The organism is Streptomyces sp. NPDC088553 (assembly GCF_044752965.1).
GTDB lineage: Bacteria > Actinomycetota > Actinomycetes > Streptomycetales > Streptomycetaceae > Streptomyces.
In genome coordinates this window covers 377,996-400,379 of the sequence record NZ_JBIVMG010000003.1, presented here as the reverse complement: position 1 = coordinate 400,379, position 22,384 = coordinate 377,996, and the positions used below count along the sequence as shown (strand labels likewise).

Sequence of the window (22,384 nt, the reverse complement as noted above, 5' to 3'; positions counted from 1 at the left end):
GGACGTCAGGGGGATTGAGGCAGGACCGGGTCCCAGTCACCCAGGTAGGTGGCTCGGTTCACCGATTCGGCTTCGACAGAGGTGAGTTGGGGGCGGTTCTCGGGGGCGGAGACCCGGGCGCCCGGCCCGGAGTTGCGGTACTCGGCGAAGCGCTGTTCCTGCCAGGGGGACGTGTCGCGCATGTTCGCGTACGGGGTGACCGCGTCGATCGCCGGGCCGAGGAAGCTGTCCCGGACCAGGAGCGACGGCCAAGCCGTGGGGTCCGAGCCGGGGACCCAGGGGCGGGCCAGCTTGTAGAAGCCGTCCGGGGTCGTGCCGGTGACCCGGCAGCGGGTGGCGAGGAAACCGTACGGGCTCTCCCGGGCCGTGGACGGGGCGAAGACGAAGCCGTGCGGGGCCGCCGCCAGATCGGGGCGGAACAGCGTACGGAAGTGGCAGTGCTCGAACACGGCGGTGGCCCGGCCGAAGACGAAGTCGACGTCCCCCTCCACGTAGCAGTACGCGAAGTACTGGCGGGCGAAGGCCGTCAGGGCCATGGAGTCGGCGTACAGGGTGTCCTGATGGCCGACGAATCGGCAGTGCAGGAAGGCCGACCGGTCGCCCTGCACCTTGAGGGCGACGGCCTGCGTGCCGGGGTTCCCCGGCAGATCGGTACGGAGGAAGTCGTTGGCGAAGGTGATGCCGAGGGCGGTGAAACCGGCGGCCTGGACGAGGGTGGTCGCCGACCCGGTGGTGCCGTGGGTGCCGCCCTCGGGGCGCGGCGTACCGGCGGCGTTGGCGTACACGACGACGACGTCCCGGGGGTCGCCGCTCGCGCCGATCCAGGTCATGTCCGTACGGGCGGAACTCACGGCGACCGTCTCCCGGTACGTCCCGGGGGCGAGCACCAGGGTCCAGCCGACGCCGCTCGCGGCGGTCACCGCCGCCTGGACGGTGGTGTGGTCGCCGAGGCCGCCCGGGTGGACGTACCGCGTCCGCTCGGTGAGCCGGCGCGCGGGCGAACCGAACCTGCCGAAGGGGCGGGCGCGCGACGGAGCGGCGGCCGAGGCGGGTGCGGTGGGCAGGGCGAGGGCGGTGAGTGCCGCTCCCGCCGCGCCCAGGAGCAGCGAACGGCGCCCCGGGGCCGCTTCGGTGGGGTGTGAGGGCATACGGCTCCTCCTGGAGGCGGGTGGGCTCAGCAGGAGCGGCCGGCGCCCGCGTGGTGGTCGACGAGGGCGGGCACGGCGCGCGGGTGGTCGACGCGGGTGCGCAGAACGGGGGTCCAACCCGCGTCGGCCCGCAACAGCTCCTCGGGGAACTGGGTGTTGTGGACGGCGAGGAGGTCGACCGGCTGGCCGTTCACGTAGTTGCCCACGGTGGTGACGGGCGCGTCCTTCCACTTCTTGAGGATCTTGCCCGCCGGTACGTCGCCGGCGAGCGTGAACGCGTTCTTCTCCGCGAAGAGCTGGGACTCCTGCCCGACGCCGAGGCTGTACACGTACGTCGAACTCGGCACCACGAAGTGGTTGTTGTACGCGTCGACCTGCCCGAAGCGGACCCGCGGCGCCCGCTCGACCACGTTCTTGAAGAGGTTGTGGTGCAGGGTGACCCGCAGCCTGCCCCGGTCGGTGGCGCCCGCGCTGTCGCTGTTGCCGATCATCAGGGTCTTGTCGTGGTCGGTGAAGACGTTCCACGAGACCGTGACGAGGTCCGCGCCCCGCACGACGTCCAGCTCGCCGTCGTGCTGCTGGTAGACCTCGCCGTAGTACGAGGGCAGCGAACTGTCCGGGTGGGCCCCGTCGGTGAAGGTGTTGTGGTCGATCCAGACATGGGTGGAGCCGTACACGACGAGGCTGTCGTACTCGGAGTTCCACGCCCCGGTCGCACCGTCCGTCGGATCCCACTGCGGGAAGCAGTCGAGCGGGCTCTCGATCGTCAGGTTGCGGACCACGACGTTGTCGACGCCCTGCACCTGGAGGCTGCCGCCGGTGATCCCGGCGTGGTCGCCGACACCGACGATCGTGGTGTTCGCGGGCACCTTGACCTTGATGGCCTGGCCCTGGGCGGTCGCGGACGCCGCCCGCAGATCCTCCTGGGGGCCGCTGACCACGTTCTCGTACCCCCAGACGGCGGGGTCGTAGTCGGCGAGGTAGCGGGCGAAGTCGTAGCCGGGGGCCTCGAAGGCGGCGCAGCCGGCGGCGGTGGCGTTCAGCGTGCCCACCACCTTGACGATCCGGGGTTCGGTGCCGGGCACGGCCAGCGCCTCCCGGAACTCCTCCCAGGTGGTGACGGTGAAGACGCGGGAGGCGACGGCGGACGATCCGCCGGTCGTGCCGGTCCCCTCGGACGCCCAGCCGTCACCGGCCGGCAGCGTGGCGCGGGCGGGGTCGGCGCCGGGGCGCGGGCCGGCGTGGGCAGCGGCCGCGGGGGCGGTCATCGTCAGGGTGAGGGCGGCCGCGGCCACCACTCCACGTCGCGTGCGTCGGTTCACGATCGGCTCTCCTCGAACTCGGAAACGGCAGGGGTGGGTTCGGGCCAGGTGATGAGCCCGGCGGGTATGTGGTCGTCCACGCGGCGCGTCTCGCGCGGGGCGAGGACATGGGTGCGGAGCAGCTCGGCGATGACCAGCCGGGCCACCTCGATCGCCCCCGGCGGGTTGAAGTGGGTGTTGTCCTGCTCGGTCGCGGTCCAGTTGAAGTACGCCGTGGTGGCCTCGGGGCCGAGCCGCTGCCACAGGGCGAGGGACAGCGCCTCGATGTCGAGGAGGGGGACGTCCGACTCGCGTGCGGCCTCCCGCATCGCCGCCGGGTACGCGCCGAGCGTCCGCAGCGCGGTGCCGTCCACGTCGAACCGGCGCCGCTCGACGGAGGTGGCGAACACCGGGAGGGCGCCCCGGGACCGCGCGCCCTCGACGAAGACCCGCAGGTTGTCCTGGTAGGTGGTCCACGGCTCGGTGTAGCGGGTGGGGTCGGCGACCTTCTGGTCGTTGTGGCCGAACTGGATCAGGAGCAGGTCGCCGGGGCGCAGCGCGGCCAGGATCGCGTCGAGCCGTCCCTCGTCGAGGAAGCTCTTGGTGCTGCGCCCGTTGACCGCGTGGTTGGCGACGCGCACGCCCCGGTGCAGGAAGAAGGGGAGGGCCATGCCCCAGCCGGTCTCCGGCGCGGCGTCGGCGTACTTCTGGGCGGCGGTGGAGTCGCCGGCGATGAAGAGGGTGCGCATACGGGGGTGTCCTTGGGAACGGGCCGGGGGAGCCCCGGCCAGGGCGAGCGCGAGGCTCGCCCCGGCCGTGACCACCGCGCGGCGGCCGACGCTCACGGGTTCTGCTGCTTCCACTCGGCCTGCGCCGTGTTCAGCTGTTCGGCCAGGTGGTCGAGGAACTCCTTGGCGGTGGACGTACCGAGCAGGACCTTCTGGAAGCCCGGCTCGTTCTCGGCCTTGGAGATGGTGTTCCAGTCCGGCAGGTAGTACGGCAGCTCCACGATCGTGGCCTTGCCGCTGAAGAGGACCTCGGCGCCGAGCTTCGTCGGCTCCGCCTCCTGGAGCCACGGGTCCCGGGCGGCCTCCGTGTTGGCCGGGATGGCGCCGGCGGACCTGTTCCACTTGCTGTTGGAGGCGTGCGAGGCGGCGAACTCGATGAACTTCCAGGCGGCGGCCTTGTTCTTGCTGGAGGAGAAGAGGCCGAGGCCGTCGACCGGGTTGGAGACCTGCACCCGGGTGCCGTCGTCGAGGGTCGGGTTGGGGATGCCCCGGAACTTCTCCGTGCCCAGGGCCTTCACGTGGTCCTGGTACGAGCCGAGGTTGTGGTTCAGCATGCCGATCTGGCCGCTGTCCCACTGCGCGACCATCTTGGTGAAGTCGTTGTTCACGTCGGCGGCCGGGGTGGTCTTCTTGAACAGGCCGGCGTACTTCTCGAGCGCGGCCACGTTCTTGGGATCGTTGACGGTGGTTCTGTCGCCGTTCCAGAAGCTCGTGATGCCGCTCTGGCCGTACATGGCGTCCAGGGCCTGGGCGATCGAGCCCGCGCCGCCGCGGATGGTGTACCCGAAGCGGTTCTTGTCGGTGGCCGTCAGCTTCTCGGCCGCCGCGTAGAACCTCGACCAGGTGGTGGGCTCCTGGAGGCCGGCCGCCTTGAACAGATCGGTGCGGTAGTACAGCACGCCGTTGCTCGCGGAGGTGGGGACGGTGAACAGCTCGTCCCGCCCACCGGCCGACTTCACGCTCGCGACCATGCCGGCGTTCAGTTTGCCCTTGAGCGCGCTGCCCTCGATCCGCGCGTCCAGCGGCTCCAGGGCGTTCTGCGCGGCGATCCCGGCGAGCATCGCCGCGCCGACGCCGCCGACGTCCGGCAGGCCGTCGCCCTGGATCGCGGTGTCGTACTTCGACTGGACCTCCTTGGAGGCGATACCGACGTACTCGACGTCGATGTCGGGGTTCGCCTTCTCGAAGTCCGCGATGATCTCCTTCCAGACGTCGGTGCGGACACCGCCGTTGTTGTCCCAGAAGGTGATCTTTCCCTTGCCCGATCCCTCGGTGCCCTTGGCGCCGCCCCCGCCGCCGCCGTCGTCACCGCAGGCGGTGGCGGACAGGGCGAGGACGCCGGTCAGGGCGAGGGCGAGGGCGGCTCTGCGCCGTCCGCCGGGGAAGATGGTCATCGTCGGCTCTCTTCTCTCGGGGTGTTGAGGGGAGTACGGGGATGGGGTGTGGGGGAGTTCGGGGCGGGGCGCCCCGGTGGGGAGCCCCGGGGGATGCCGCTCAGGCGGCGGTGACGCGGAAGTCGGAGAACACGGCCGTCCCGGCGTGTCCCGCGCCTTCCGGCGCTCCGGCGAACAGGCCGAGCAACGCGCCGACCCAGCGCCAGGGGGTGGCGGCGAACTCCGGACCGAGCCGGACCGGCCCGCCGCCGGAACCGCCGCCGGACCCGGAACGGGAACCTGAACGGGCCCCGGGATCGGCGTCGGCATCGGTACCGGTGTCGCGGCCGTGCCCGGTGTCGTACGAGAACCGGCAGCGCGCGTCCGCCGTGACCTCGACCCGGAGCAGGACCCGGTCCCCGGTCAGCGGCCGGGAGCGGGCCGCGTCCCGTTCGCGGTCCGCGGCCGCCGGGGCGAAGCGGTGGACGAGCCGGGCCGTGCCGTCCGGCGCCCGCTCCAGACCGATCCACGCGTACGCGTCCCCCAGGACGACGAGCCCCGCGCGGGCCCCGGGCGCCACCGCGTCGAGCCGCAGCCCGACCTCGACGACCACGGCCCCGGCGGGCAGCCGCTGGGTGAGGACGTGCGGCATGCCGCGGAGATCGGCCGGCCGGTCCGACCGCACACAGTCGAGCCGCAGCCCGTCGCCCGTGTGCTGACTGGCCCAGCCCTCGCCCGGGTTGGCGGTCCACTGCCACTGCCTGCCGAACCGGCCGCCGGGAAACGTGTCGTCCACGGCCGGCCGAGCGGGCGGCTGCTCCGGCAGGTCCGGCTTGCGGTGCACCCGGACCGGGGCGCCCTCGTCGCCGAGCACGGGCCAGCCGTCCGTGTCCCAGCGCATCGGCTGGAGATGGACGAGCCGGCCGTGCGCGCCCGACTGCTGGAAGTGCAGGAACCAGTCCTCGCCCGGCCCGGTGCGCACCCAGCCGCCCTGGTGCGGCCCGTTGACGTCGGTGTCGCCCTGCGCGAGGACGATCCGCTCCTCGTACGGGCCGAAGAACGACCGCGACCGGAACGCGCCCTGCCAGCCGGTGGCCACGCCCCCGGCCGGGGCGAAGATCCAGAACCAGCCGTCGTGCCGGTACAGCTTGGGGCCCTCCAGGGTGAACCAGCCGGGGAGCCGGTCGGCGTCCACGAGGACCCGGCCCGCGTCGAGGAGCCTCGTCCCGTCCGGGCTCATCCGGTGCCCGGTGAGCCGGTTGTTGAAGCCGGCGCGGGACTTGGCCCAGGCGTGCACGAGGTACGCCTCCCCCGACTCCTCGTCCCACAGCGGGCAGGCGTCGATCAGACCCCGGCCCGCCTTCACCAGGTGCGGGGTCGTCCACGGGCCGCGTACGGATGGGGCGTTGACCTGGAAGATCCCGTGGTCGGGGTCGCCCCAGAAGATCCAGAAACGGCCGTCGTGGTACCGGAACGAGGGCGCCCAGACCCCGCGGTCGTGCCGGGGCTCCGTGAACGCGGCGGCCGGTTCGAGCCGCTCCAGGGCGTGTCCGACGAGCGTCCAGTTGACCAGGTCCCGGGAGTGCAGGAGCGGCAGCCCGGGGGCGCGGCCGAAGCTGGACGCCGTCAGGTGGTAGTCCTCGCCGACCCGGACCACGTCGGGGTCGGACCAGTCTGCGGCGAGCACGGGATTGCGGTACGTACCGTCACCGAGGTCCCCCGTCGGAAGGACGGCACCGGCCCCCGTCGGAAGGACGGCACCGGCCCCCGTCACGACGTCACCGCCTTGCGTACCAGGGACGCGGCCCCGTCCCGGTCGAGGCGTCCGTCGGCGACGACGGTCACCACCCGCCGTACGAACGTCTCTCCGGCGGCCACCGGAAGCCGCTGGCCGTACGCGAGCGAGGAACCGACGCCCGGGTACTCGGCCGCCCGGACGAACCACGGGTCCTCACGGGTCCGGGCCGTCGCCCCGGCGAACACCAGGGTCCACCCCTCGCCCGCGAGCGCCACCCAGTCGGCTGGGGCCCCGTGCACCGCCTCCTCGCCGTCCGCGCCCGGACCGTCGGCCCCCGCCCCGGCGGCGAACACCACCGGAGCCGCCGCCTCCTTCGGCGCACGCCAGAAGAAGCCGCCGTACGCGGCGCCCGGGCGGCCGTTCGTCGCGGGGCTGCCGATCGACAGGTCCCGCCCGGACACGTTGGTGAGCGAGAGGGTGAGGTCGAGGGCCCAGGCCGTCTCCGTGAGCGCGGTGGCCGCCACCGTCCGGTGCTCGCGCAGCAGCCGCTCGCCCCCGGCCGTCCAGGTCAGCTCCTCCACGAAGCCGTCGGGGTCGCACAGCTTGAACCCGTCGTGCCGCTGCACCCCGTGGTTGTCCAGCGCCACCGACCCGCGGTCGCGGACGAAGGTGCGGCCGCCCCAGAAGTTGTGGCCGGCGACGTCGGGCACCGCGACGCCCACGCCGAGGTGGTGCGGATGGTCCTCGGGCGCCGTCTCGGTCACCGGCCGGCCGGCGAGGGTCGTGACCGGGTGGAGGTACGGCCGGGGGGAGCGGTCGGGGGCCAGTGCGGGCCGGGTCGTGTACCGGGCGACGGCGCGGCCCGCGCAGCGCAGGACCGTCGGGGACTCGGGGATCATCGGGCCACCGCCCGGGTCGACGGAGCCCAGGAGGCGCCGAGTTCGGAGAACAGCCTGAGCTCGTCGGCACTGGCGTCCACCAGGGCGTCGACGCCGTCGACGACCCGGCGCGGCGCGCTCTCGCCGGGCTCGGTGCGCCAGTGCGCGGCGGGTATCGCCAGCGGGTCGGGAGCCGTCCGTACCGCCTCGACGACCCGCATGAACGCGCCGGTCGCCGCCGGCGGCACGCACAGCGGCGCGCCCTCGGTGACGTGCGCGACGAGGTTCTCCAGGAGGTCCGTACGGCCGTACTCGGTCTCCACCGGTCCGTGCCCGGCGCGCTGGACCAGCACCCGGTCCTGCCGGTACCAGAAGGTGATCCGGCCCTGGGTGCCGTGGACGACGACGTACGGCTCCGAGGACCGCTCGGCGCAGAGCGTCGCCGCGACGGTGACCCGGGTGCCGGCCGAGGTGACGATCCGTACCGCCGACGTGTCGTCGGACTCGATGGCGTGGGCGTGCAGCAGCTCGGTCTCGATGTGCTCGACGTCCTCGGCGCGGGTGCGGCCGGCCAGCGCGAGCGCCGTGGCGACGGCGTGCGCGAGGGGATTGGTGAGTGCCCCGTCGACGACGTCGGCCCCGCCGAGCCGGCGGCGGCCCGCCCAGGGGACGCGCCGGAAGTAGGCCTCGTCACGGATCCAGGCCCCGGCCGCGCCGACGCCGAGGAGTTCGCCGATCGCGCCCTCCGCGACCATCCGGCGGATCGCGGGCACCGCGTGCGACCCCAGCGACTGGAACCCGATCTGGCAGGCCACTCCGGCCGCCTCGACGCCGTCGGCCATCCGGCGGAACTCCGCGTACGACGGGGCCGGCGGCTTCTCCAGGAGGATGTGCGCCCCGTGCCGGGCGGCGGCGAGCGCCATGTCGGTGTGGGTCTGGATGGGGGTGCTGAGCACGGCGATCCGGGCGCCGGTGGAGGCGAGCAGCGCCTCGAGGTCGGCCGACTGCTCAGGGTCCCCGATGCCGTCGAGCTCGGTGGCGTCGAGCGGGCGCAGCTCGCAGACCCCGGCGAGGCGGACGAGTCCGCGCTCTTCGAGCCGGCGGATGTTGAGGAGGTGGCTGCGGCCGTGGCCGCGGGCACCGGCGAGTACGACCGGCAGGGGTGTGGGTGCGGTGTTCATGTCTTCCCTGTGCGTGGGGTTGCTGTTCATCCCTTCACCGCCCCGGCGCTGAACCCCGTGACCAGCCACTTCTGGATGAAGCCGAAGACGATGACGACGGGTACGGCGGCGATGACGCCGCCCGCGGCGAGCGCCCCGAGATCGACGCTGTCGGCGCCCATGAGGGTGTTGAGGCCGACCGGGATCGTCTGCTTGTCCTGGCTGCTGAGGAACATCAGGGCGAAGAGGAAGTGGTTCCAGGCGTGGACGAAGGCGAAGGAGCCGACGGCGACCAGGCCGGGCCGCAGGAGGGGGAGGACGACGATGCGGAAGGCGCTGAAGCGGTTGCAGCCGTCGACCCAGGCGGCCTCCTCCAGGGAGTACGGCACGTTCCTGATGAAGCCGCTGATCAGGATCATCGACAGCGGCAGCTGGAAGACGGTCTCGGCGATGATCACACTCCCCAGGGAGTTGATCATCCGCAGCTCCGCGAAGATCTGGAACAGCGGGACGAGGAGCAGGGCGCCCGGCACGAACTGCGAGCAGAGCAGGGCCAGCATGAAGCCCTTCTTGATCCTGAAGTCGAAGCGGGCGAGCGCGTAACCGCCGGCGAGGGCGACGACGGTGGTGCTGATGAGCACCGCGACCCCGATGAGCAGGCTGTTCTGGAAGAAGACGGCGAAGCTGCGCTCGTTCCAGACCTTCTCGAAGTGCGCTGTGGTCATCGGCCAGGGCAGCAGCGAGGTGGAACCGGCCGGGCGTACGGCGAAGAGCAGGATCCAGTAGAAGGGGACCAGGGTGAAGACGAGGTAGATACCGAGGGGCAGGTAGATCTGCCAGCGGGGCACCTCGTCCCACGCCCTGCGCCTGGCGCGGGCGGTGGCCGGCGGGGTCCGGTCGGGGGGTGGCGGGACCTGCGCGGTCCCCGGGGAGGGGGCGGCGGTCAGGGTGGACTCGGCCGTCATGTGACGTCGCCTCCGAACTTGCTCAAACGCAGATAGACCATCGAGCAGAAGAGAAGGATCACGAACGCCACCGTGGTGAGGGCGGAGGCGTATCCGAAGTTGTGGGCGTCGACGCTGGTGTGGGCGATGTACAGCGGCAGCGTGGTCGTCTCGCCCGCGGGGCCGCCGCCGGTCAGCGTGTACAGCAGGTCGACGTTGTTGAACTCCCAGACCGCGCGCAGCAGTGTGGAGAGGACGATCGCGTCCCGGATGTGCGGCAGGGTGATGTGGACGAACTGCCGGACCCGGCCGGCCCCGTCGACCTCGGCCGCCTCGTACAGGTCCTTCGGCACCGACTGCAGGTCGGCCAGGATGAGGATGGCGAAGAAGGGCACCCCGCGCCAGAGGTCGGCGACGACAGCCGCCGGGAACACGGTCGAGGTGTCGGAGAGCCAGGACGTGCCGTACGTGCCGAGGCCCAGGTCCGCGAGGTAACGGCTGATCCCGGTCTGGGAGTTGTAGAGCAGCACCCAGATCGCGGAGGTGAGCACGCCCGAGACGGCCCACGGGGAGAAGACCAGGGCCCGGCCCAGGGCGCGGCCCACGAACGTCTGGTTCACGATGAGCGCGAGGGCGAGCCCGAAGAGGAGCTGGAGCGTCACCTCGACGACGACCCACTTGAGGCTGAAGGTCAGCGTTCCCCAGAACCGCGGGTCGTCCGTGAAGATCCGGGTGAAGTTGTCGAGCCCCGCGAATCCGTTCCGCCAGGGTTTCGTGGGGTTGTAGTGCTGGAGGCTGTAGTAGAAGACGCTGATCACCGGGTAGGCGATGAAGCCCAGCATCAGCAGACCGGCCGGGGCGATCAGTAGGTACGGCAGTCGGCGGGGGGTCGCCCCCGTGCGGCGGCGGCGCCGTGCCGTGACGGCTTGGGGCGGTGGGGTCACAGCTGAGGCCATGACGGCGGCTCCGTTCTCGGTGAAGCGCTTCGCGAACGACGTTCGAGATTTCGGGCAGGGTGGCGCGGATCGATGGCAAGGGCCGGTGAACCGGCAGGTGCCGTGGGCGGGTTCTCAACCCGCGTACGGATCGGGGGTGGTGCCCGGACGCGCCAGGAACGCGAAGTCGCAGCCGGTGTCGGCCTGGGAGATCTGCTCCATGTAGAGCGCGCCGTAGCCGCGCTCGTACCGAGCCGGCGGCGGTGTCCAGGCGGCCCGGCGGACGTCCAGCTCCTCGTCCGTGACGTGCAGGTGGAGGGAGCGTGCGGCGACGTCGAGGGTGACCGCATCGCCCGTACGGACGAGGGCGAGGGGTCCGCCGACATGGGACTCCGGTGCCACATGCAGCACACACGCCCCGTAGCTCGTCCCGCTCATCCGGGCGTCGGAGATCCGCACCATGTCCCGCACACCCTGTTCGAGCAGGTACCGGGGGATGGGCAGCATGCCGTACTCCGGCATCCCCGGGCCCCCCTTAGGGCCCGCGCCGCGCAGCACCAGCACATGCTCGGGCGTGATGCCGAGCGCCGGGTCGTCGATGGTCCGCTGCATCGACCGGTAGTCGTCGAACACGACCGCCGGACCGGTGTGCTTGAGCAGCCGCGGCTCGGCCGCGATGTGCTTGATGACGGCTCCGTCGGGGCAGAGGTTGCCCCGCAGCACCGCGACCCCGCCCTCGGCGGCCAGCGGCCTCGAACGGTCCCGGATCACCTCCTCGTCGTGCACGAGCGCGCCGTCGAGCTGCTCCCGCAGCGTGGTGTGCGAGACCGTCGGGCGATCCAGGTGCAGGACGTCGGTGAGCCGGGAGAGGAAGCCCGGCATCCCGCCCGCGAAGTGGAAGTCCTCCATCAGGAACCGCCCGCCCGGCCGCAGGTTCGCGAGCACCGGCACCGTCCGCGCGATCCGGTCGAAGTCGTCGAGCGTCAGCTTCACCCCCGAGCGCCCCGCCATCGCGATCAGATGGATCACCGCGTTGGTCGAGCCGCCGAGCGCCAGGACGGCGGCGACCGCGTCCTCGTACGCCTCCCGCGTCAGGATCCGCGACAGCCGCAGGTCCTGTCGTACGAGTTCCACGATCCGCAGCCCCGAGGCCGCCGCCATCCGGTCGTGCCCCGAGTCGACCGCCGGCACCGAGGAGGCACCCGGGACGGTCACGCCGAGGGTCTCAGCGGCGGCGGTCAGCGTGGACGCCGTCCCCATCGTCATGCAGTGGCCGGGGGACCGGGCGAGTCCGCTCTCCAGCTCCGCCATCTCGCAGTCGCCGATCCGCCCCGCACGCTTCTCGTCCCAGTACTTCCACATGTCCGTACCGGAGCCGAGCGTCTCGCCCCGCCAGTGCCCCGGCAGCATCGGCCCCGCCGGAACGAACACCGTCGGCAGGTCGACCGAGGCCGCACCCATGAGGAGTGCCGGGGTCGTCTTGTCGCAGCCGCCCATCAGCACCGCCCCGTCCACCGGGTACGAGCGCAGCAGCTCCTCCGTCTCCAGGGCGAGGAGGTTGCGGTAGAGCATCGGGGTCGGCTTCTGGAACGTCTCCGAGAGGGTGGAGACCGGGAACTCCAGCGGGAAGCCGCCGGCCTGCCACACCCCGCGCTTCACGGCCTGCGCGCGGTCGCGGAGGTGGACGTGGCACGGGTTGATGTCGGACCAGGTGTTGAGGATCGCGATCACCGGCTTCCCGAGGTGCTCCTCGGGGAGATAGCCGAGCTGCCGGGTGCGGGCCCGGTGGCTGAAGGAGCGGAGACCGTCGGTGCCGTACCACTGGTGACTGCGCAGGTCCTCGGGGCGCCGTCCGCCTTCGGAGGGGCGCTCGCCGCCTTCGGTGGGGCGCCGTCCGCCTTCCGTGGCGCGCCGGCCCGCGTCGGCGGGCCCTTCGCCGCTCATATCGGCCACCCGGCCGCGATCGTGGCGACCTCGGCCCGCTCGCTGTCGGGGAGTTCACGGCTCGGCGGGCGGACCGCCCGGCGGCAGAGCCCGAGGGAGGCGAGGGCCTCCTTGACCACCGTCACGTTGTCGGCGCTGCCGTTGGCCGCGCGCAGCTCCTCGAAGCGGCGGATCCGCTCCCAGACCTTCATCGCGGTCGGGTAGTCCCCGGACCGCAGCGCGTCCAGCATCTCCAGGGAGAGCGCGGGGGAGACGTTGACCAGGCCGGAGGTGAATCCGGTGGCGCCGCTCGCGAAGTAGGCGGGGGCGTACGGCTCGGCCAGGCCCGCCACCCAGACGAAGCGGTCGAGGCCCGCGTCCCGGGCGAAGCCGGCGAACCGGGCCGCGTCGGGGACCGCGTACTTCACCCCCACGACATTGGGGCAGGCGGCGCCGAGCTCCGCGAGCCGGGCCCCGCCGAGCAGCGGGTTGCGGAGGTAGGGGACGACCCCGAGCTCCGGGACGGCCTCGGCGATGGCCCGGTGGTAGTCGACCCAGCCGCTCTCGGAGACGTACGGGTGGACCGGCTGATGGACCATCACCATGTGGGCGCCCGTGGCGCGGGCGTGCCGGGCGGCCTCGACCGCCGTGGGCACGTCGTGGCCGACGCCGACGAGGATCGCGGCACGGTCGCCGGCCTCGTCGACGGTGATCTCGGTGAGGGAGCGGCGCTCCTCGGGAGTGAGGGCGTAGAACTCGCCGGTGTTGCCGTTGGGGGTGAGGGTGCGGACCCCGCCGTCGAGGAGCCGGCGCAGCAGCGCGCGGTGGGTGACGGTGTCCACGGAGCCGTCCTCGGCGAACGGGGTGACCGGGATGGCCACGACGTCGGCCAGGGCGGCCCTCATCGTCTCGAATTCCATGCTCACTCGCTGTTCAGGGGGGACTGGTTCTCGGGGTGCTGGGGGAAGGCGCGCTCGACGAAGGACGCGATGTGGTCGTGGACCGCGCGGCCCACCCCGTCGACGTCGCCGGCGGCCGCGAGCCGCAGGATCTCCTCGTGCTCGGCGGCCTCCCGCTCCCAGGAGGGGATGGCCGCCCAGGCGACGGTGGAGACCAGAGCGGCCTGGTCGCGGACCTCGTCGAGCATCCGGCCGAGCAGCGGGTTGCCGCAGGGCAGGTAGAGCGCCCGGTGGAACGCCCGGTTGGCCAGGGACCGTTCGGCCGGGTCCTCGGCCCCGGCCGCCCGGCGCAGGGCCTCCCGTGCCTCTTCGAGCGGGGCGCCGGACGCCACGGCGCGGCGGACCGCCTCGGGTTCCAGGAGGAGGCGTACGTCGTATACGGCGCGGGCCATGTCGGCGTCGACCATCCGGACCGTGACGCCCTTGTACTGGCTCATCACCACGAGCCCGCTGCCCGCGAGGGTCTTCAGCGCCTCACGGACCGGGGTCTTCGACACCCCGAAACGTGCGGCGAGTTCGGCCTCGACGAGTGCCTGGCCGGGTCTGAGCCCTCCGGTGAGGATGTCGTGCTTGATCGCTTCGAGCACGTACTGGGTGCGGGACGGGATGGGGCTGGGGGCGAAGGCCATGGAGCACTCTCAGATCTCGTGTATCGCGTCTCATATATGACGTACGAAGTGCAACGGGCATGAAGCTAAGGGGGCGTTCGTGTTTCGTCAATGGTTCGCGCAAGCGCTTTCTCCGGAGGGTGTCCGGTCGCGCGGGACCGGATGGTGAAAGGGACGGGACGGCCTGACGCCGCAGGCGTCCCCGGAGGCGCGGGCGCGGGTGAGAGTGAGGGTCACGGAACGCCCGTACACGGCCTGCGTCCTGGGAGCAGGCGGCGGGTGATCGCGGCGGCGTAGGGTCGGGCCCATGACGACGCATCCCACGATACGAGACACCGAACAGCGCAAGAAGGACGTGCTGGCCCGGCTGGTGGAGGAGGTGGACATCTGGGTGGCCTCGGCGGGCGCCGACGCTCGGCCCTACCTCGTGCCGCTGGCCTTCCACTGGGACGGCACGGACGTCTGGCTGTGCACCCGGCTGACGAATCCCACCGGCCGCAACCTCGCCGCCGGCGGACGGACCCGGCTGGCGCTCGGGCACACCCGGGACGTCGTCCTGATCGACGGCGACGTGACGACCCTCGTCGTCGGCGACGTACCGACGGAGGCGATCGAGGGTTTCGCCGCGAAGTGCGGCTGGGACCCGCGGAACTCGGGGCCCTCGTACGGCTGGTTCCGGGTCCGCCCCACCGCCGTGGAGGCCTGGCTGGAGGAGCCCGAACTGGCCGGGCGCCACCTGATGCGGGACGGCGTCTGGGCGGTCTGAGCGGACCGGTTCAGGGGCGGAGGAGGACCTCGCCCGTCTCGACGGCCACGGCCTCACCACGCTCCTGGAGTCGGTCACCATCTCGAACGGCCTCGGCTGGAGCCCGGACGGCACGCTTCTCCACTACGCGGACAGCCCGACCGGCCGGGTCGACGTCTTCGCCTGCGACGTCGCCACGGGCGCCCTGACCGACCGCGGGCCGTTCGCGGTCCTCCACCGGGGGGGTGCCGGACGGACTCACGGTGGACGCCGGGGGACGGGTGTGGGTGGCGGTGTGGGGCGGCGGCGAAGTCCTCGCCTTCACGCCGGAAGGCCACCTCCACGCGCGCGTGGAGGTGCCCGCCTCCCACGTGACGGGCTGCGCCTTCGCCGGACCGGACCTCGACGTCCTGGTCGTCACGACGGCCGCGGAGGGCCTGCCCGAGCGGCGCCGCGCGGCGGAGCCGGACGCGGGGCGGCTGTTCGTCTGCCGCCCGGGTGTGAGGGGATCGCCGGGCGTTCCGTACGCCGATCGCTGAGGCGCCGAGGCCGGTCACCGCCGGCGCGACCCGGCCTGGCGGCGCGACGGCGGCTCCCTCGCCGACGGGCGGCCGGTGCGTGCGGAAGGGGCGGGCTCGTGCACGAGCCCGCCCCTCCTTGTGCGGCTCGGGTCGGCGGTGCGCCGGCCTTGCGCGCGGTCGGGTCAGCGGTGCGCCAGCCAGTTCGCGGCCGGAAGCAGCCTGCTGTCGTAGTCGAACAGGGCCTGGTTCTCCCAGCCGTTGCCGGACGAGGAGTCGGCCGGGTCCCAGCCGTTGCCCGTGACGGCCGTCCAGGTCGGCTCCCAGTAGAAGACCCCGAGACCGCGGCCGTTCGGGACCGCCTCGACCACGTTCATCACGTCGCGCAGCCAGGCCGACTGGCCGGCCGTGCTCGCCGGGTAGCCGGCGACCAGCTCCGAGGACAGGTCGATGATGTTCTCGTGGGCGTCCTCGCTGTCGAGCCGGAAGGGGTACGCGGTCTCGGCGACCATCACCTTCTTGCCGTAACGGGCGGAGATGTCGTCGAGGTTGGCCTGGAGCGAGGACAGGGCGCCGTGCCAGTAGCCGTAGAAGGAGAACGCGATCACGTCGTAACTCACCCCCTGCGCGGTCGCGTTGTCGAACCACGTGCGGTACAGGGCGTTGTCGCCGCCGTTCGCGAGGTGCAGCGCGATCTGGGTGCTCGACGAGACCGCCCTGGCCGCGGAGACGCCGGAGCCGAGCAGCCCCGCCAGCTGCGACCAGTTGCTCGTGGAGCCCTCCGGCCACAGCATGCCGGTGTTGATCTCGTTGCCGATCTGCACCATGTCGGCCGTGGTGCCCTGCGCCTTCAGGGCGTTGAGGACGTCGTACGTGTGGTGGTAGACGTCCGTCTTCAGCTGGGTGTACGAGTGGCCCTGCCAGGCGGCGGGCTTGGTCTGGGCGCCCGGGTCGGCCCAGATGTCGGAGTAGTGGAAGTCCACGAGCAGCTTCATGCCCTGGGCCTTGATCCGCTGTGCGGTGGCGAGGACGCGGGCCTTGTCGTTGTAGCCGTCGGCCGGGTTCACCCACACCTTCAGACGGCCGTAGTTGGCGCCCGCGTTCTTGAGGAGGGCGACCGCGTCACCCGTGGCGCCGGAACTCGACTTGTAGGTCCCGCCGAGATCCTCGCTCTTCCTGAGCGAGGACACGTCGACGCCCCTGACCGCCAGGCCGGTCGTGCCGGAGGTGAACGTCAGGTCGTCGACGTTCAGCCAATTGCCCGCCTTCGCGTCGGAGTTGATGCTGATGGTGCAGGCGCCGCCCGCCACCGTGACGGGAGTGACGATCCGAATCCAGGTGGACGTCACCGGCAGGTCGGTGCGCTGCTCGGCCGAGCCGCAGTTCCGCAGGGCGAGGTAGGCGGAGTTCTGGCCGCCGCCCGAGCGCACCCAGGCGCTCAGCGTGTACGTGCCGTTGGCGAGCCCGGAGAGGTACTGGTACGTCTCCACCTTGTACGCGGACGCCGACCAGTGGCTGAGGCGGTGTCCGCCGCTGTGGCCCCCGGCCTCGGTGAACGAGGCGGCGTTCTGCCCGGCGGCCGAGTAGGTCGACCAGCCGGCCGGGGTCGCGGTCCCGGTGGCGTCGCTCTCGAACCCGGCGTTCGTGAGGGTGGCGGAGGCCTCGGCCCGCGGTGCGGCGGGCAGCGGAGCCAGGAGCAGGGCCCCGAGTACGGCGGCGACGGCGGCGGCCCGCAGGCGGATGCGGCTTCTGACGGTGGTGGGGTGCATCGTCGAGTCCCTTCGACGGTGGCCAATGAGAAGTGTGGTGCGGGTGGTTCCTCACGGGTGGTGCGGTCCACCCGGGGGCGGCGCAGCGGGCGCTGCCGCCCCCGGGTGGGATCAGGGACCCCCGGCCGGCCGGGGGAGGGGGGTGGGGTCAGGCGTCGAGCCGCACGACCCGCACGGCACCGGCCGGGACGGTGACCTTCCCGCCGACGGGCGTGCCCCCCGAGGCGCCGCCGAGCAGCTCGGTCCCGGAGCCGTCGAGCGGCACCTCGGCGTCCTCGGCGGAGTGGTTGAGGGCGAACAGGTACCGCCCGCCGTCACCCGCGCGGCGCACGACCTCCACGTCACGCGGCAGCGCGGTACGTGCCGCGACCCCCGCGTCCTCGCACGCCGCGGCGACGATCGCGTCGAGCGACGCCGCGTCCAGCCGGGTGGAGACGTACCAGGCGGTGCCCCGCCCGAGCCGGTGCCGGGTCACCGCGGGGCCGCCGGCGGCCGGCCCGTCGGCGTACGTCCACACGGTCTCGGCGCCGCGTGGCCGGACGAACTCCGTCCACACGTCGCCGGTGAGCGAGGCGCCGCCGGGACCGGTGATCCGCACGCGCTGCTCGTCCAGGAGCGGCGACCACTCGTCCACGGTGAGGCCGAGGACGTCCCGGAGGGCGCCCGGGTAGGCGCCGGGGTGCACCGCGTCGTGCTCGTCGACGATCCCGGAGAAGTACGAGACGACGAGCGTGCCGCCGTTCTCGACGTACTCCCGGAGGTTCTGCCCGGCGGCCTCGGTCATGAGGTAGAGCGCGGGGACGACGACCAGCGGGTGGGCGGACAGGTCGGCCTCGGGGTGGGCGAAGTCGACGGTGAGGTGCCGGTCGTAGAGGGTCTCGTAGAAGCTGTCGGCGCGCTCTCGGGCGTCGTGGGCGGCGTTCGGCCGCCACTCCAGGTTCTGCGCCCACCAGGAGTGCCAGTCCCAGAGCATGGCGACGTCCGGGACGGTCCGGCTGCCGCGTACCTCCTCCAGGGCCTCCAGGTCGGCGCCGAGGGCGACGACCTCGCGCCAGATCCGGGTGTCGGTGCCGCCGTGCGGGACCATCGCGGAGTGGAACTTCTCGGCGCCGCGCCGGGACTGGCGCCACTGGAAGAACAGGGCTCCCTCGGAGCCGCGGGCGACATGGGCGAGGGAGTTGCGGGCCATCTCGCCGGGGCGCTTGGCCGGGTTGCGGGGCTGCCAGTTCACGCCCGAGGTGGAGTGCTCAAGGAGCAGCCAGGGCGCGCCGTCGGCGACGGAGCGGGTGAGGTCGGCGGCCATGGCCAGGTTGACATGGGTGCGGCGGCCGTCGGTGATCAGATAGTGGTCGTTGGTGACGAGGTCGACCTCGCGTCCCCAGGCCCAGTAGTCGATGGAGTCGCACTGGCTGAGCGCGGTCATGAAGTTGGTGGTGACGGGGACGCCGGGCGCGAGCTCGTGCAGGATGTCCCGTTCCATCCGGAAGTTCTCCCGGAGGGTGGCGTCGGCGAAGCGCCGGTAGTCGAGCTGTTGGGCGGGGTTGCCGACGGTGGGGGTGGCCCGGGGCGGGTCGATCTCCGCGTACGAGGAGTAGCGCTGCCCCCAGAACGCGGTGCCCCAGGCCTCGTTCACCGCCTCCACCGAGCCGTATGTGCCGTCGAGCCAGCGGCGGAAGTGGGCGGCGCAGCCGTCGCAGTAGCAGGCGCTGACGGGGACGCCGTACTCGTTGTGGACGTGCCAGAGCGCGAGCGCCGGGTGGCTGCCGTAGCGGTGGGCCAGCTCGGTGGTGATGCCCGCGGCGGCCGTCCGGTAGGCGGCGGAACTGTGGCAGATCGCCCCGCGTGAGCCGTACGAGTGGCGCATCCCCTCGGCGGTGACGGGCAGCGCCTCGGGGTGCGCCCGGTAGAACCAGGCGGGCGGCGCCACGGTCGGTGTGCCCAGGTCGACGCGGACTCCGTGCTCGTGGAGCAGGTCGAGGAGCCGGTCGAGCCAGGCGAAGTCGTACCGGCCCGGCTCCGGTTCGAGGAGGGCCCAGGAGAAGATTCCGACGCTCACCATGGTGACGCCGGCCTCCCGCATGAGCCGGACGTCCTCCTGCCAGACGCTTTCCGGCCACTGCTCGGGGTTGTAGTCCCCGCCGAACGCGAGCCGGTGCAGGCCCTTGGGCGTGGTCTGCGGCATGGGTCTCTCCTGAAGCCTCGAACGATGAAAGCTCTGGTTCGTTGTGAACGTGCACACAGTCGATATCGATGTGACGACGCAACATAACCGCACACGAACAACCATTGACAAGTGTCCGGAACGTTTCTCTACTGTGAACGCTCACAGATGCATGGTCGGCCTCCCCGCCCTAGGGAGAGGCCCTTTCGGTCAGGGAGAAGCACCCCATGCCCCACACGATGCGCCGCAGCCTCGCCGCCGCCACCGCCGTCCTGCTCGGCGCCACCGCGCTCACCGCCTGTGGATCCTCCGAATCCGGGGACGAGGCGGCGGCCGACTCCGGTCCCGTCTCGCTCACCTACTGGGCCTGGGCCCCCGGCATGGACAAGGTCGTGGCCCTCTGGAACGCCGAACACCCCGACATCAAGGTGACGGTGCAGAAGCAGGCCTCCGGCGACGACCTCGTCACCAAGATCATCACCGCCGCGAAGGCGCACAAGGCCCCCGACCTGGTCCAGGCCGAGTACCAGGCCCTGCCGACCCTCGTCTCCAACGACGCCCTCGCCGACATCGCCCCCGATGTCGCCGGTGTCCAGGACAAGTTCGCCCCCGGCATCTGGCAGCAGACCACCTTCGGCGGGGACGCCGTCTACGCCCTGCCGCAGGACTCCGGGCCGCTGATGTTCTTCTACCGCCAGGACCTCTTCAAGCAGTACGGCCTCTCCGTCCCCACCACCTGGGACGAGTTCGCCGCCACCGCGCGCGACCTGAAGAAGAAGGCCCCGAAGCAGTCACTGACCACCTTCTCCGCCAACGACTCCGGCCTCTTCGCCGGACTCGCCCAGCAGGCCGGCGCCACGTGGTGGACCTTCGAGGGCGACACCTGGAAGGTCGGCATCGACGACGCCGCCACCCGGAAGGTCTCCGACTTCTGGGGCGGCCTGGTCGCCGAGGGCGCCATCGACAACCAGCCGATGTACACCCCCTCCTGGAACAAGGCCATGAACACCGGCGAGCAGCTCGCCTGGGTCTCCGCCGTCTGGGCCCCCGGCACCCTGACCACCGCCGCCCCCGACACCAAGGGCAAGTGGGCCATGGCACCCCTCCCGCAGTGGACCGAGGGCGGCTCGTCCACCGGCAGCTGGGGCGGCTCCTCCACCGCCGTCACCACCGACTCGAAGCACAAGAAGGCCGCCGCGCGGTTCGCCACCTGGCTGAACACCGACCCCGTCGCCCTCGCCGCCCTCGTCAAGGAGAGCGGCATCTACCCGGCGGCCACCGCCGCCCAGACCAGCGGCGCCCTCGCCAAGGCCCCCGACTACTTCGCCAACCAGCCCGACTTCTACACCCGCGCCGCCGAGATAGCGAAGACCACCGCACCCGCCGCCTGGGGCCCCAACGTCAACGTCGCCTACACCGCCTTCAAGGACGAGTTCGGCAAGGCCGCCAAGGCCAGGTCCGGCTTCGACACCGCCCTGGCCGCCGTCCAGTCCGCCACCGTGACGGACCTGAAGAAGCAGGGCTTCGAGGTCGCGAAGTGACGCAGCCCCCCAAGGGCGCGCGCCGGTCGTACGGGGTCAAGGCGGCCCCGTACGCCCACCCGTCGCCCACCACCACCCTCGAACGACCGCGAAGCGCCCCCTACTTCTTCCTCCTCCCCGCCGCCGTCCTCTTCGCCCTCTTCTTCGCCCTCCCCATCGGCTACGCCGTGTGGCTCAGCTTCCACAAGGTCGAGGTCAAGGGCCTCGGCCTCGGCAAGGGCGCCAAATCCGAGGTCTGGGCCGGCCTGGAGAACTACACCTCGGCCCTCACCGACTCCGAACTCGCCGCCAGCGCCCTCCGCGTGCTCGGCTACGGCGCCATCGTCGTCCCCGTGATGCTCGGCCTCGCCCTCTTCTTCGCGCTCCTGCTCGACTCCGAGCGCGTCCGGGGCCGCTCCTTCGCCCGGCTCGCGATCTTCCTGCCGTACGCCGTCCCCGGTGTCATCGCCGCCGTCCTCTGGGGCTTCCTCTACCTCCCGGACGTCAGCCCCTTCCACTACGTCCTCGACGAGCTCGGCCTGCCCCAGCCCGACCTCATGGACGGCGGACCGCTCTACCTGGCGATGTCGAACATCGCGGTCTGGGGCGGCACCGGCTTCAACATGATCGTCATCTACACCGCGCTGCGCTCGCTGCCCGCCGAGGTGTACGAGGCGGCCAAGCTCGACGGCTGCTCGGAACTCCAGATCGCCCTGCGCGTCAAGATCCCGATGGTGGTGCCCTCGCTGGTGCTCACCTTCTTCTTCTCGATCATCGCCACCCTCCAGGTCTTCAACGAGCCCACCACGCTCAAGCCGCTCACCAACGGCATCCCCTCCACCTGGAGCCCCCTCATGAAGGTCTACAACGACGCCTTCACCGGCGGGAACATCCACGCCGCCTCGGCCACCGCCGTCGTACTCGCCCTCGCCACCTTCGTCCTCTCCTTCGCCCTCCTCAGGATCTCCAACCGCCGCACCACGCAAGGAGCCAGCCGATGACCGGGCTCGCCTCCCCGCCGCTCCACGAGGAAGCCACCGCCGCGGGCACCACCCCCGGCACCCCCCAGGGCCCATGCCGCCCCCGCCGCACCGCGCTGCTCCCCACGGCCGCCCTGGTCCTCGGCGCGCTCTACTGCCTGCTGCCCGTCGCCTGGGTCGTGGTCGCCGCCACCAAGCCCGACGACGAGCTCTTCTCCACCTTCACCTTCCTGCCCGGCGGCGGCCTCGCCGACAACGTCACCGACCTCAGCGCGTACCGCGACGGCATCTACTGGCGCTGGATGCTCAACTCCGTGTTCTACGCGGGCCTCGGCGCCGTCCTGTCCACCGTCGTCTCCGCCCTCGCCGGCTACGCCCTCGCGATCTACCGCTTCCGCGGCCGCGAGGCCTTCTTCAACGTGATGCTCACCGGCGTCCTCATGCCCCCGGTCATCCTCGCCATCCCGCAGTACCTGCTGATGGCCGAGGCCGACCTGACGGACAGCTACGCCTCGGTGCTGCTGCCGCTGATCCTCTCCCCGTACGGCGTCTACCTCGGCCGCGTCTACGCCGAGGCCGCCATCCCCATGGAGCTCGTCGAGGCCGGCCGCATGGACGGCGCGGGCGAGTGGCGGATCTTCCGGCGGATCGCCGTCCCCATGATGGCCCCCGGCCTGGTGACGATCTTCCTCTTCCAGTTCGTCGCCATCTGGAACAACTTCCTGCTCCCCTTCATCATGCTCGGCGACGACGAGAAGTTCCCCATGACCGTCGGCCTGTTCACCCTGCTCAAGCAGGGCGCCTCCCAGCCCTCCCTGTACACCCTGGTGATCACCGGCGCGCTCCTCGCCATCGCCCCGCTGATCGCCCTGTTCCTCGTCATCCAGCGCTTCTGGAGCCTCGACCTGTTGTCCGGCGCCGTAAAGTCCTGAGCAC

The 22,384-nt window shown here is 72.0% G+C and carries 18 protein-coding genes and 1 pseudogene; 5 read left to right on the top strand and 14 right to left on the bottom strand.

Annotation, left to right across the window (positions count from 1 at the left end; translation table 11 throughout):
• Positions 1-5: 5 nt before the first annotated feature.
• The 12 genes from ACIP8Z_RS11180 to ACIP8Z_RS11125 form a co-directional block, all read right to left on the bottom strand.
• Complete coding sequence (locus ACIP8Z_RS11180; protein WP_402081582.1) at positions 6-1,148, bottom strand: pectinesterase family protein; 1,143 nt, start codon at positions 1,146-1,148, stop codon at positions 6-8.
• A gap of 26 nt (positions 1,149-1,174) precedes the next feature.
• Entirely contained in the window at positions 1,175-2,470 is a 1,296-nt protein-coding gene (locus ACIP8Z_RS11175) for a polysaccharide lyase family 1 protein (RefSeq protein WP_402081579.1), read from the bottom strand.
• Entirely contained in the window at positions 2,467-3,294 is an 828-nt protein-coding gene (locus ACIP8Z_RS11170) for a rhamnogalacturonan acetylesterase (protein WP_402081576.1), read from the bottom strand. Before ACIP8Z_RS11170 ends, ACIP8Z_RS11175 begins: the two co-directional genes overlap by 4 nt.
• Positions 3,291-4,631 (bottom strand): ABC transporter substrate-binding protein, encoded by a 1,341-nt coding sequence (locus ACIP8Z_RS11165; protein WP_402081573.1) that lies wholly within the window; start codon positions 4,629-4,631, stop codon positions 3,291-3,293. Before ACIP8Z_RS11165 ends, ACIP8Z_RS11170 begins: the two co-directional genes overlap by 4 nt.
• Positions 4,632-4,731: 100 nt before the next feature.
• Positions 4,732-6,297: a family 43 glycosylhydrolase gene (locus ACIP8Z_RS11160; RefSeq protein WP_402081571.1), complete on the bottom strand. Its 1,566-nt coding sequence runs from the start codon at positions 6,295-6,297 to the stop codon at positions 4,732-4,734.
• Positions 6,298-6,380: 83 nt separating this feature from the next.
• Positions 6,381-7,247, bottom strand: a complete 867-nt coding sequence (locus ACIP8Z_RS11155; protein ID WP_402081569.1) for a PmoA family protein — start codon at positions 7,245-7,247, stop codon at positions 6,381-6,383.
• Positions 7,244-8,437: a Gfo/Idh/MocA family protein gene (locus ACIP8Z_RS11150; protein ID WP_402081567.1), complete on the bottom strand. Its 1,194-nt coding sequence runs from the start codon at positions 8,435-8,437 to the stop codon at positions 7,244-7,246. The genes ACIP8Z_RS11155 and ACIP8Z_RS11150 overlap by 4 nt, the downstream gene beginning before the upstream one ends.
• Positions 8,434-9,351, bottom strand: coding sequence for a carbohydrate ABC transporter permease (locus ACIP8Z_RS11145; RefSeq protein WP_402081564.1), 918 nt, complete (start codon positions 9,349-9,351; stop codon positions 8,434-8,436). Before ACIP8Z_RS11145 ends, ACIP8Z_RS11150 begins: the two co-directional genes overlap by 4 nt.
• Positions 9,348-10,286 (bottom strand): carbohydrate ABC transporter permease, encoded by a 939-nt coding sequence (locus tag ACIP8Z_RS11140; RefSeq protein ID WP_402081562.1) that lies wholly within the window; start codon positions 10,284-10,286, stop codon positions 9,348-9,350. The genes ACIP8Z_RS11145 and ACIP8Z_RS11140 overlap by 4 nt, the downstream gene beginning before the upstream one ends.
• A gap of 114 nt (positions 10,287-10,400) precedes the next feature.
• Positions 10,401-12,209: an L-arabinonate dehydratase gene (gene araD, locus ACIP8Z_RS11135; RefSeq protein WP_402081560.1), complete on the bottom strand. Its 1,809-nt coding sequence runs from the start codon at positions 12,207-12,209 to the stop codon at positions 10,401-10,403.
• Positions 12,206-13,114, bottom strand: a complete 909-nt coding sequence (locus tag ACIP8Z_RS11130) for a dihydrodipicolinate synthase family protein (RefSeq protein WP_402081557.1) — start codon at positions 13,112-13,114, stop codon at positions 12,206-12,208. Before ACIP8Z_RS11130 ends, araD begins: the two co-directional genes overlap by 4 nt.
• A complete protein-coding gene (locus ACIP8Z_RS11125; RefSeq protein WP_402081555.1) occupies positions 13,111-13,776 on the bottom strand; it encodes a GntR family transcriptional regulator in 666 nt (221 codons plus the stop codon). Before ACIP8Z_RS11125 ends, ACIP8Z_RS11130 begins: the two co-directional genes overlap by 4 nt.
• 286 nt (positions 13,777-14,062) lie before the next feature.
• Between ACIP8Z_RS11125 and ACIP8Z_RS11120 the strand changes: the two genes are divergently transcribed.
• Positions 14,063-14,521 carry a pyridoxamine 5'-phosphate oxidase gene (locus ACIP8Z_RS11120; RefSeq protein ID WP_402081552.1) on the top strand — a complete coding sequence of 153 codons (459 nt, stop codon included), beginning with the start codon at positions 14,063-14,065 and terminating at the stop codon, positions 14,519-14,521.
• 64 nt (positions 14,522-14,585) lie between these two features.
• Positions 14,586-15,039: pseudogene (locus tag ACIP8Z_RS11115) on the top strand (SMP-30/gluconolactonase/LRE family protein).
• A 164-nt stretch (positions 15,040-15,203) separates the two neighbouring features.
• Here ACIP8Z_RS11115 and ACIP8Z_RS11110 read toward each other — a convergent pair.
• Positions 15,204-16,787 carry an arabinogalactan endo-beta-1,4-galactanase gene (locus tag ACIP8Z_RS11110; RefSeq protein WP_402081550.1) on the bottom strand — a complete coding sequence of 528 codons (1,584 nt, stop codon included), beginning with the start codon at positions 16,785-16,787 and terminating at the stop codon, positions 15,204-15,206.
• Positions 16,788-16,935: 148 nt separating this feature from the next.
• Entirely contained in the window at positions 16,936-18,969 is a 2,034-nt protein-coding gene (locus tag ACIP8Z_RS11105; protein ID WP_402081548.1) for a beta-galactosidase, read from the bottom strand.
• 206 nt (positions 18,970-19,175) lie between these two features.
• Between ACIP8Z_RS11105 and ACIP8Z_RS11100 the strand changes: the two genes are divergently transcribed.
• The 3 genes from ACIP8Z_RS11100 to ACIP8Z_RS11090 are packed head-to-tail and all read left to right on the top strand — an operon-like array spanning position 19,176 to position 22,380.
• Positions 19,176-20,489, top strand: coding sequence for an ABC transporter substrate-binding protein (locus tag ACIP8Z_RS11100; RefSeq protein WP_402081545.1), 1,314 nt, complete (start codon positions 19,176-19,178; stop codon positions 20,487-20,489).
• Positions 20,486-21,469 carry a carbohydrate ABC transporter permease gene (locus ACIP8Z_RS11095; RefSeq protein WP_402081542.1) on the top strand — a complete coding sequence of 328 codons (984 nt, stop codon included), beginning with the start codon at positions 20,486-20,488 and terminating at the stop codon, positions 21,467-21,469. Before ACIP8Z_RS11100 ends, ACIP8Z_RS11095 begins: the two co-directional genes overlap by 4 nt.
• Positions 21,466-22,380, top strand: coding sequence for a carbohydrate ABC transporter permease (locus ACIP8Z_RS11090; RefSeq protein ID WP_402081540.1), 915 nt, complete (start codon positions 21,466-21,468; stop codon positions 22,378-22,380). Before ACIP8Z_RS11095 ends, ACIP8Z_RS11090 begins: the two co-directional genes overlap by 4 nt.
• The last annotated feature ends 4 nt before the right edge of the window (positions 22,381-22,384 follow it).

What these genes read in the sequence shown, in the direction of transcription:
- ACIP8Z_RS11155 (WP_402081569.1), bottom strand. Translation starts at nt 7,247, where the DNA reads ATGATCCCCGAGTCCCCGACGGTCCTGCGCTGCGCGGGCCGCGCCGTC.
- ACIP8Z_RS11090 (WP_402081540.1), top strand. Translation starts at nt 21,466, where the DNA reads ATGACCGGGCTCGCCTCCCCGCCGCTCCACGAGGAAGCCACCGCCGCG.
- ACIP8Z_RS11180 (WP_402081582.1), bottom strand. Translation starts at nt 1,148, where the DNA reads ATGCCCTCACACCCCACCGAAGCGGCCCCGGGGCGCCGTTCGCTGCTC.
- ACIP8Z_RS11150 (WP_402081567.1), bottom strand. Translation starts at nt 8,437, where the DNA reads ATGAACAGCAACCCCACGCACAGGGAAGACATGAACACCGCACCCACA.
- ACIP8Z_RS11165 (WP_402081573.1), bottom strand. Translation starts at nt 4,631, where the DNA reads ATGACCATCTTCCCCGGCGGACGGCGCAGAGCCGCCCTCGCCCTCGCC.
- araD (WP_402081560.1), bottom strand. Translation starts at nt 12,209, where the DNA reads ATGAGCGGCGAAGGGCCCGCCGACGCGGGCCGGCGCGCCACGGAAGGC.
- ACIP8Z_RS11145 (WP_402081564.1), bottom strand. Translation starts at nt 9,351, where the DNA reads ATGACGGCCGAGTCCACCCTGACCGCCGCCCCCTCCCCGGGGACCGCG.
- ACIP8Z_RS11125 (WP_402081555.1), bottom strand. Translation starts at nt 13,776, where the DNA reads ATGGCCTTCGCCCCCAGCCCCATCCCGTCCCGCACCCAGTACGTGCTC.
- ACIP8Z_RS11105 (WP_402081548.1), bottom strand. Translation starts at nt 18,969, where the DNA reads ATGCCGCAGACCACGCCCAAGGGCCTGCACCGGCTCGCGTTCGGCGGG.
- ACIP8Z_RS11100 (WP_402081545.1), top strand. Translation starts at nt 19,176, where the DNA reads ATGCCCCACACGATGCGCCGCAGCCTCGCCGCCGCCACCGCCGTCCTG.
- ACIP8Z_RS11110 (WP_402081550.1), bottom strand. Translation starts at nt 16,787, where the DNA reads ATGCACCCCACCACCGTCAGAAGCCGCATCCGCCTGCGGGCCGCCGCC.
- ACIP8Z_RS11140 (WP_402081562.1), bottom strand. Translation starts at nt 10,286, where the DNA reads ATGGCCTCAGCTGTGACCCCACCGCCCCAAGCCGTCACGGCACGGCGC.
- ACIP8Z_RS11120 (WP_402081552.1), top strand. Translation starts at nt 14,063, where the DNA reads ATGACGACGCATCCCACGATACGAGACACCGAACAGCGCAAGAAGGAC.